The sequence below is a fragment of the Streptomyces sp. URMC 123 genome, assembly GCF_051386515.1.
GTDB lineage: Bacteria > Actinomycetota > Actinomycetes > Streptomycetales > Streptomycetaceae > Streptomyces.
Genome location: NZ_JBPQTV010000367.1, coordinates 1 through 5830, shown reverse-complemented (window position 1 = coordinate 5830; position 5830 = coordinate 1). Strand labels below are relative to the sequence as shown.

The 5830-nt window shown below is 73.1% G+C and carries 7 protein-coding genes; 4 read left to right on the top strand and 3 right to left on the bottom strand.

Annotated elements, in window-relative coordinates; genetic code table 11:
- Positions 1 to 634: helix-turn-helix transcriptional regulator (locus ACSNOD_RS27325; RefSeq protein WP_436769743.1), on the bottom strand; the 634-nt coding region annotated here is incomplete at its 3' end.
- Positions 635 to 696: 62 nt separating this feature from the next.
- Here ACSNOD_RS27325 and ACSNOD_RS27320 point away from each other — a divergent pair.
- From ACSNOD_RS27320 to ACSNOD_RS27310, 3 genes are all read left to right on the top strand, one after another.
- Positions 697 to 2205 (top strand): MFS transporter, encoded by a 1509-nt coding sequence (locus tag ACSNOD_RS27320; protein ID WP_436769742.1) that lies wholly within the window; start codon positions 697 to 699, stop codon positions 2203 to 2205.
- A 32-nt stretch (positions 2206 to 2237) separates the two neighbouring features.
- Positions 2238 to 2603: a VOC family protein gene (locus tag ACSNOD_RS27315; RefSeq protein ID WP_436769741.1), complete on the top strand. Its 366-nt coding sequence runs from the start codon at positions 2238 to 2240 to the stop codon at positions 2601 to 2603.
- A gap of 97 nt (positions 2604 to 2700) precedes the next feature.
- Entirely contained in the window at positions 2701 to 3645 is a 945-nt protein-coding gene (locus tag ACSNOD_RS27310; RefSeq protein ID WP_436769740.1) for a Gfo/Idh/MocA family protein, read from the top strand.
- Between the two features lie 90 nt (positions 3646 to 3735).
- Here the strand turns inward: ACSNOD_RS27310 and ACSNOD_RS27305 are convergent, their stop codons facing one another.
- Complete coding sequence (locus tag ACSNOD_RS27305) at positions 3736 to 4200, bottom strand: nitroreductase family deazaflavin-dependent oxidoreductase (RefSeq protein ID WP_436769739.1); 465 nt, start codon at positions 4198 to 4200, stop codon at positions 3736 to 3738.
- A 297-nt stretch (positions 4201 to 4497) separates the two neighbouring features.
- Between ACSNOD_RS27305 and ACSNOD_RS27300 the strand changes: the two genes are divergently transcribed.
- A complete protein-coding gene (locus tag ACSNOD_RS27300) occupies positions 4498 to 4905 on the top strand; it encodes a TipAS antibiotic-recognition domain-containing protein (RefSeq protein WP_436769738.1) in 408 nt (135 codons plus the stop codon).
- A gap of 123 nt (positions 4906 to 5028) precedes the next feature.
- Here ACSNOD_RS27300 and ACSNOD_RS27295 read toward each other — a convergent pair.
- On the bottom strand, positions 5029 to 5830 hold an 802-nt coding region (locus ACSNOD_RS27295; protein WP_436769737.1), incomplete at its 5' end, for a S1 family peptidase.

Below are 5830 nucleotides of genomic sequence, written 5' to 3'. Positions count from 1 at the left end.
TGAGCTGGGAGCACCAGTGTTCCAGTGCGTCCTCGGTTCGCGGGTTCGGGCCGCGCAGAGTGCGGTGGGCGAGGAGGTACCACAGCCCGCCGGAGGCGACGAGGTGATGGGGCTCGACGCGGCGCGAGGCCGAGGCGCCGTGGCGGGTGGTGTAGTCGAAGGTGACCGTTTCGTGGTCGCGGCAGGCCGCGGCCAGCACGGACAGGGTCGCCGGGTCGGTACGGGGCCCGCCGGCGGTCCAGGTGATGGTGGCGGTGGTCTGCTGCAGCGCGGCCACCTGGGTGCGCAGCCGGTGCGGCAGGACCTGTTCCAGTTTGGCCAGGGCGCGCAGGGCCGTTTCCTCCATGCCGGTGAGGTGTCCGGCGGCGGTGCGCAGGGCGACGGCGGTGGCGGTGGCTTCCTCGTCGTCGAGGAGCAGGGGCGGCATGGCGGCGCCGGAGGCGAGGCGGTAGCCGCCGGCGTGGCCGGTGGTGCCGTCGACGGGGTAGCCGAGGTCGCGCAGGCGGTCGATGTCGCGGCGGATCGTGCGCGTGGTGACGCCGAGGCGCTCGGCGAGTTCGGTGCCGGACCATTCGCGGCGGGTCTGCAGCAGGGACAGCAGGCGGAGCATCCGTGCGGGGAGGTCGGTCGTCATGGTTCCAGGATGCGCTTCCTTACGGACGTGAGGTGTCCTAAAAGCCTCCTAGCGTGAGGGGCATGTCCGAGAACAAAACCCCCCGAACCCCAATGAACCAGGTCGATCCGCGCCGGTGGGCGGCGCTGGTCGTGGTGCTGGTCGCCTCCTTCATGGACGCGGTCGACGTGACCGTGGTCCATATCGCCCTGCCCGACATCCAGGCCGAGACCGGCGCGTCGACGGCGCAGGTGCAGTGGATCACCGGCGGCTACGCGCTGGCCTTCGCGCTCGGGCTGATCACCGGTGGCCGGCTGGGTGACCTGTTCGGCCGCAGGAAGATCTTCCTGCTCGGCGTCGCCGGCTTCACCCTCACGTCGCTGGTGTGCGGGATCGCCACCGGACCGGAGGTCCTGCTCGCCGGGCGGATCGCCCAGGGCGCGATGGCGGCCCTCATGGTGCCGCAGGTGCTGTCGATCATCCACGTCACCTTCCCCGAGCGGGAGCGCGGCAAGGTCTTCGGGATCTACGGCTCGGTCATGGCGCTGGGCACCCTGGCGGGGCCGCTGGTGGGGGCGCTGCTGGTCGAGGGCGACCTGTTCGGCCTGGGCTGGCGGCCGATCTTCCTGGTCAACCTGCCCCTGGGCGTCGCCGGGCTGATCGCCGGGGCGCTGCTGATCGGCGAGTCGAAGGCGGAGCGCGCCGCCCGCCTGGACGGGGTCGGTGTGGTGCTGGCCACCGCGGGCCTGCTGGCGCTCGTGCTGCCGCTCACCCAGGGCCGCGAACTGGGCTGGCCCGCCTGGACGTGGGCGTCCATGGCCGCCTCCGTTCCGGTGCTCGGCGCCTTCGTCGCCTGGGAGCGGCGCCTGGCCCGGCGGGGCGGCTCGCCCCTGGTGGAGCTGTCGCTGTTCACCCGGCGCGGCTTCGCCGGCGGGCAGGGCGCCCAGCTGCTGTTCGGCCTGGCCTCGGGGGTGTTCTTCCTGGCCTGGACCCTCTACCTCCAGATGGGGCTGGGCTGGTCGCCGCTGAAGGCGGGACTGTCGGGCATGCCCCTGTCGGTGGCCATGATGGCCGGCGCCGGGCTGTCCATGCAGGTACTGGTGCCGCGCTTCGGCCGCCTGGTGCTGCAGACGGGCGGCCTGCTGGCCGCCGCGGGCATGGTGCTGTTCGTGGGGTTGGCCGGCCACTACGGCGCCGGCATCGCCCTGTGGCAGACGATCGTGCCGCTGATCCCGATGGGCCTGGGCATGGGGATGATCATCGCCCCGCTGACCGATCTCATCCTCGCCGAGGTCCCCCACGAGCACGCGGGCTCCGCCTCCGGGCTGACCAACACCACCACCCAGCTCGGCCAGGCCATCGGCGTCGCCCTGTCCTCGGTGGTCTTCTTCGACCGCCTCGGCCACGGCGGCCCCGCCGAACAGGCGCAGCGGATGCCGCACGCGTTCTCCGGCTCCCTGTGGTACGTCGCCGCCGCCTTCGCGGCCACCTGCGCCGTGCTGTTCGCCCTGCCCCGCGCCGCCGGCGCCGGAAAGCCGGACGCCGCCGGGCCGAACCGGGCGCGGGACGCCGACCCCGTGCCGGTCGGCTGACCGCCCACTCCACCGCCGCCCTCAACGGCTCGGTGGCCTCGTACGCGATCTGGTCCGACGACGGACGCCGGCTCGCCGAGTTCTACGCCGCCGCGCTGGGCGGCGAGGTCGGACAGCCCTACCCGGACGAGCGCGGCGACGAGGTCGCCTTCCCCGTCACCGTGGGCACCACCCTGTACATCTTCTGGACCGCGGCCTCCTTCACCGCGCCCGCGTGGCCGGAGCAGGAACTGCCCTTCCATCTCGACCTGACGTTCCCCGACGCGGCCGCCGCCGAGCGGCGGCTGCTGGAACTCGGGGCCACGAAACCCGAGTTCCAGCCCGGCGGCGAGCACTGGACGGTCCTGCTGGACCCCTCCGGCCAGCCGCTGTGCGTCAGCCAGGCCCAGCCGTCCTGATCGAACGGGGACGCCCGCCCGCGAGCGCACGGCCACGGCATCCGGCCGCGGCCGTACGCGCAGCGTCACCGTCACCCACTGCCCCTGAGGAACAGCCATGAGAATCGCCCTGCTCGGCACCGGCTTCGGCCAGGCCCACGCCGCCGCCTACGCCGCCCGCGGAGACGTCGAGGTGGTGATGTTCGGCCGCGACCCGGAGAAGACCGCGAGGACCGCCGGCCGGTTCGGCTTCGCCCCCTCCACCGACCTGGACACGGCCTTCGCCGACCCCTCCTTCGACCTGGTCGACATCTGTCTGCCGATCCCGCTGCACGCCCCGACGGCCCTGCGCGCCCTGGAGGCGGGCAAGCACGTCCTGACCGAACTGCCGATGGCCGCGACCCTGGAGGAGGGCCGCGAGCTCGTGGCCGCCGCCGAGGCGAGCGACCGGCATATGTTCGTGGACATGTTCGAGCGGTTCATCCCCGCCAACCAGGCGCTGGAGGACGCCGTGCGCGACGGCACCTACGGACGGCTGCTGGAGCTGACCGCCTGGTCCGCGGTGGCCCCCCTGTGGCCGGGCGCCTCCCTGGGGCTCGCGGCTCTGCCGATGGAGGCCATGCACAGCGACCTCGACCTCATCACCCGCGCGCTCGGCATGCCGCGCGAGGTCAACGTCACCGCGGTCGCCCGGGACGCCGACGCGGCGGCCGTCGAGGCGACGTTCGCCTTCGACGGGGCGATCGCCCGCAGCTCCGTGTCCTCGCTGCGCCCCATGCCGTGGGGTGGTCGCGGCGGCTACACCGCCGCCTTCACCGACGGCGTCCTGGAATCGACCTCCACCATGGGCCATGACGGCAGACCCACCGCGACGCTCACCGCCTGGACCGGCGACGGTGCCCGGGAGGTGGAACTGCCCCAGGCCGACCAGTACGCCGCGATGATCGACCATGTGCTGGCGGTGCTGCGCGGCGAGGCGGACAACCGGATCACTCCGGCCGGCGCGCTGGACGCGCTGCGGCTGACCCTGCGGGTCGACCACCAGGTCAACGGGGCGGGCTGAGCGACGCTCCCGCCGGGGTACGGGGCCGGGCCGGCGTCGACGCGGTTCTCGTACGCACGGTGGGCCGTGCGCCGTGCACCGGGGACGAGGTCAGGCGTTAGTCGGCCCCGGCACGTGCAGGGGTTCCAGCACGAAGACGGGGATCACGCGGTCGGTCGCCTCCTGATACTCGGCGTACGGCGGATAGGCGGCGACCGCACGGTCCCACCACGCGGCCTTCTCGTCCCCGAAGACCTCACGGGCCGTCATTTCCTGGCGCACCGCGCCGTCCTGGAGCTCCACACGCGGGTCGGCCTTGACGTTGAAGTACCAGACCGGGTGGCGCGGGAATCCGCCCTTCGACGCCACGGCCGCGTACCGTCCCTCGTGCTCCACGCGCATCAGGGGAATCTTGCGGATCTTGCCGCTCTTCGCGCCGCGGGTCGTGAGGATGACGACGGGCAGACCCGTGTCCCAGAGCGTCGTCCCCCGCGTGCCGCCCGAACTCTCGTACAGCTCGACCTGTTCGCGCACCCACTGCGCCGGGCTCGGCTCGTACTCGCCCTCAAGAGGCATCGCGGTCACCCCATCGTCGCTCGCGGATCGTGTTGCGCAGTTCAACACAATCCGCGAGCGGAGACGAGACCGCCGCGCTCGGCGCCCCTTCGGGGCGGCTGGGCCGTGCGCCTTTCCGCCGCCTGGTGACCGGGACGGAGCGCCGGAGGGTCCAAGAAATGGTTTGCCGACCCGGTGGCTGTGTGTCACCGTTCGGCCTGGACCGGCAGTTGATCATCGGCGGCCGGCCGATGTCGACATGTCGGCGGCCTCTCGGCAATCCACCGGGGAGGTGACGAAACGATGGGAACCGGTGCCGTGGGGAACGATGACGAGGACGAGTGTCGCCGGTCGTTGGCCGAGGAGCAGGCGAAGAGCCTTGCCGAAACCAACAACTGGGAACATGTGGACAGGGAGCGGGTCCACCAGGACTGGGACGTCCTGTACCGGGAGATCACGGCTTTCCTGGACGGCGGCTCCCTGCCGGGGGACCAGCAGATCCAGGAGCTCGTCCGCAGGCACTTCGACATCGTCAGCCGGTTCTACACCCCCTCCAGGGAGGCTTACGTCGGCATGTCGCTCTTCTACGCCGAGGACGAGGCCATGAGGGCGTTCCACGATTCCTACCACCCCGGGCTGGTGGATTTCCTGGGCGCCGCGATCAAGGTGTTCGCCGAGCAGGGGAGCGGGTTCGCCCCCAGCGCAGGGGCCGGGGCTTCGGCGTAGTCGGGCGGCACGGCCGCGGTCATCACGGCACCTGCGGGCCCGGGCCCGCAGGCGTACGACGTCGCGCCGACCCGCCCGCAGGCGTACGACGTCGCGCCGACCCGCCCGGAGGGCGGGGCGCGCTCAGCCGATCGTCGCCCCCGTGGACCGCAGCGCGTCCGTCACCGGGTGGAAGAACGTTTCCCCACCCTGCGTGCAGTCCCCGCTGCCCCCCGACGTGAGGCCGATCGCCGCGTCACCGGAGAACAGCGAACCGCCGCTGTCGCCGGGCTCGGCGCAGACGTCGGTCTGGATGAGGCCGTTGACGATGTCGCCGTTGCCGTAGTTGACCGTGGCGTTGAGCCCGGTCACCGTGCCCGACGAGGACCCCGTCGTGCTGCCGCTGCGGGTCACCCGCATGCCCACGTTCGCCTCCGCCGCCCGGGATATCGCCTGCCGCGTCCCGTTCTGGAGGTCCACGGAGCTGGGCGCGTCCACAGTGGCATCGTCGTAGCGGACCAGCGCGAAGTCCTTCACGGGGAACTCCGTGACCTCGACCGTGCCGAGCGGTCGGCCGCCGCCCTGGTCCGCGGACCACGTACGGGAGGCGTTGCCGCAGTGGCCCGCCGTGAGGAACGCGGGGGCGCCGCGCAGCGAGACGTTGAAGCCCAGGGAACAGCGCGAGCCGCCGCCGAAGATCGCGTCGCCGCCCTCCGGCGCGCCGGCGCCGCCGCCGTTCCCCGCGCCGCCGTCTCCGCCGCCGTTCCCGCCGTCACCGGGGCCGCTTCCGCCCGCGCGGCCCGCGCCACCCGCGGCGGCCTCCCCCGTACCGGCCCCGCCGGCCGCCGTCTTGCCGCCGCCCTCGTCGCCCGAGCCCGACCCCGAGCCCCTGCTCGACCCGGCCCCCGATCCGGCGGTCGAGCCGCCGACCGATCCGGCGGAAGCC

Bases quoted from the DNA above. Each gene is read 5' to 3' on its own strand.
- ACSNOD_RS27320 (WP_436769742.1), top strand. From the start codon at position 697: ATGTCCGAGAACAAAACCCCCCGAACCCCAATGAACCAGGTCGATCCG.
- ACSNOD_RS27310 (WP_436769740.1), top strand. From the start codon at position 2,701: ATGAGAATCGCCCTGCTCGGCACCGGCTTCGGCCAGGCCCACGCCGCC.
- ACSNOD_RS27305 (WP_436769739.1), bottom strand. From the start codon at position 4,200: ATGCCTCTTGAGGGCGAGTACGAGCCGAGCCCGGCGCAGTGGGTGCGC.